We start from the raw sequence: 2,953 nt of genomic DNA on the forward strand, positions 1-2,953 counted from the left end.
CCGTGAAGTCCGTGGCTGCCGAGGACGTTGCCTCGGAAGTGGCCGATGTGACAGGCACGGGATTCGATCTCGAGCGTGATCTGCCGTGGCGGGTGCGGCTGTTGGAGGTGGCGGATGCTGCCGATGAGTGGGTTCTGGTGATGGTGGCCCATCACATTGCGGCTGACGGCTGGTCGATGGCGCCTCTGGCGAAAGACCTGTCGGAGGCGTACGCGGCCCGGTGTCAGGGTGCGGCTCCGGTGTGGGATGCGCTGCCGGTGCAGTACGCGGACTACACGCTGTGGCAGCGCGAGGTCCTGGGCAGTGAGGACGACCTGGGGAGTGTGGTCGCGGGGCAGGTCGCCTTCTGGCGGGAGGCTCTGGCGGGGCTCCCTGAGCAGTTGGAGCTGCCGGTGGACTTCCCGCGTCCGGCGGTTGCCTCCCACGAGGGTGGTTCGGTCGGGCTTCGTGTTCCGGCAGAGGTGCATGCCCGGCTGGTGGAGCTGTCCCGGTCGTGTGGCGCGAGTGTGTTCATGACGGTGCAGGCCGCACTGGCGGTGCTGCTGTCGAAGATGGGCGCCGGCGAGGACATTCCGATCGGGACGCCGGTGGCGGGACGTACCGACGATGCCCTGGATGACCTGGTCGGGTTCTTCGTGAACACCCTGGTCCTGCGGACCGACGTGGCCGGTGATCCGACGTTCCGAGAGGTGGTCGAGCGGGTCCGGGAGGCCGATTTGGATGCCTTCGCGCACCAGGACGTGCCGTTCGAGCGGCTGGTGGAGGTCCTCAACCCGGCCCGTTCCATGGCTCGCCATCCCCTCTTCCAGGTCATGTTCACTTTCCAGAGCGTTGCTGATCCGGAACTTGGCCTGCCTGGTCTGAGCGTTCGGCCGGAGTCCGTTCAGGGTGCGGTGGCGAAGTTCGACCTGTCGTTCAGCCTCGGGGAGATCCATGATGGCGATGGGGAGCCTGCTGGTCTGGAGGGGCAGCTGGACTATCGGACGGATCTGTTCGCGGAGGGCACTGTTCGTGGCCTGGCGGAGCGTCTGGTGCGGGTGCTGGAGGCGGTTGTTGCTGCGCCCGACCGGTTGGTCCGTGACATCGATGTGCTCGGTGTGGACGAGCGAGAGCAGATCCTGACCACGTGGAATGACACGGCTCGGGAGGCTCCGGATGCGACGCTGCCGGAGCTGTTCCAGACACAGGTCGCGAAGACTCCCGACGCCCTCGCCGTGGTCGGAGGTGGGGTTGAGCTGTCGTATGTGGAGTTGAACGAACGGGCGAATCGTTTGGCCCGCCATCTGGTGGGGTGTGGCGCCGGTCCGGAGCGGCTTGTGGCAGTGGCTCTGCCGCGTTCGGCCGACCTGGTCGTGGCCTTGCTTGCGGTATTGAAGAGTGGTGCGGGGTATGTGCCGGTGGACCCGGAGTACCCGTTGGACCGGATCGCGTACATGCTCCAGGATGCTCAGCCGGTCCTCGTCCTGACCGATGCGGCGACGGCCGGTCTCCTGCCCGGCGACGGCGACACCCCGCGTGTGTTGCTTGACGACCCGTTGGTGCAGGACGCGGTGGGAGCGTTGAGCGGGTTCGACCTCCTCGATGCGGATCGTTTGTCTTCGGTGGTTCCTGCTCATCCGGCGTATGTGATTTATACGTCGGGGTCGACGGGGCGGCCGAAGGGTGTGGTGATTGAGCATGTGGCGTTGGTGAATTTCCTGGTGGGGATGGGCTCGGGTTGTGTTCTGGGTTCGTCTGACCGGTTGTTGGCGGTGACGACGGTTGCGTTCGATATCGCGGCGTTGGAGTTGTATGTGCCGTTGGTGAGCGGTGCGTGTGTGGTGGTTGCGGGGAAGGCTGAAGTCCGGGATCCGTTGGTGCTGGGTGCGTTGGTGCGTGGGTCGGGTGTGTCGGTGTTGCAGGCGACTCCGTCGTTGTGGCAGGCGCTGGTGGCGGAGGTTCCGGATTCTGTTCGGGGTCTGCGGATGCTGGTGGGTGGTGAGGCGCTGCCGTCGGTGTTGGCTGATGGTATGCGTGGGTTGGGCCGTGAGGTGTTGAACCTGTACGGGCCGACGGAGGCCACGGTCTGGGCGACGTCGTGTGTGGTGGGAGATCGACCGACGGGTGCGCAGCCGGCGATTGGTGGTCCGCTGGCCAACACCCGTGTGTATGTGCTGGATTCGGCTTTGTCGCCGGTGCCTGTGGGTGTGGCGGGTGAGCTGTACATCGCGGGTGCGCAGTTGGCGCGGGGCTATCTGGGCCGTGCGGGCCTGACGGCTGAGCGGTTCGTCGCGGACCCGTTCGCTGTGGTGTCCGGGTCGCGGATGTACCGGACCGGGGACGTGGTGCGCTGGTCCGCGGATGGTGCGCTGGAGTTCGTGGGCCGGGCGGACGCGCAGGTGAAGGTGCGGGGATTCCGCATCGAGCCCGGCGAGATCGAAGCAGTCCTGGTTGGTCATGCCCAGGTGGGCCAGGCCGCGGTGGTGGTGCGCGAGGACACGCCCGGTGACAAGCGGCTGGTCGCCTACCTGGTGCCGGCCGCGGGCATGGCACCGGCTGACCTGGACCCGTCCGTGGTGCGTGAGCACGTGTCCGAGCGTGTGCCGGAGTACATGGTGCCGTCGGCGTTCGTCATGCTCGGCTCTCTGCCGTTGACGCCGAACGGGAAGCTGGACCGGCGGGCGCTGCCGGCTCCGGAGTACACGTCGAACGTGTCCGGGCGGGCTCCCCGGTCGCCGCGGGAGGAGATTCTGTGCGGGCTGTTCGCCGAGGTTCTGGGTGTGGATTCGGTGTCGATCGACGACAGCTTCTTCGACCTGGGTGGGCATTCGCTGCTGGCGACCCGTCTGGTGAGCCGGATCCGTTCCGTACTCGGGATTGAGGTGAGTATCCGGTCGCTGTTCGAGGAGCCGACCGTTGTCGGCCTGATCGACCGGCTTGACGAGGGTGGTCGGGTCCGGGAGCCGTTGGGTGA

At 66.8% G+C, this 2,953-nt stretch carries 1 protein-coding gene; it reads left to right on the forward strand.

The genetic code is table 11. The features are described 5' to 3' along the window. Positions 1-11 precede the first annotated feature (11 nt). Positions 12-2,953: amino acid adenylation domain-containing protein (locus tag ACFVYE_RS47180; protein ID WP_389609752.1), on the forward strand; the 2,942-nt coding region annotated here is incomplete at its 3' end.

It is taken from the genome of Streptomyces sp. NPDC058239 (genome assembly GCF_042882185.1).
Lineage (GTDB): Bacteria > Actinomycetota > Actinomycetes > Streptomycetales > Streptomycetaceae > Streptomyces.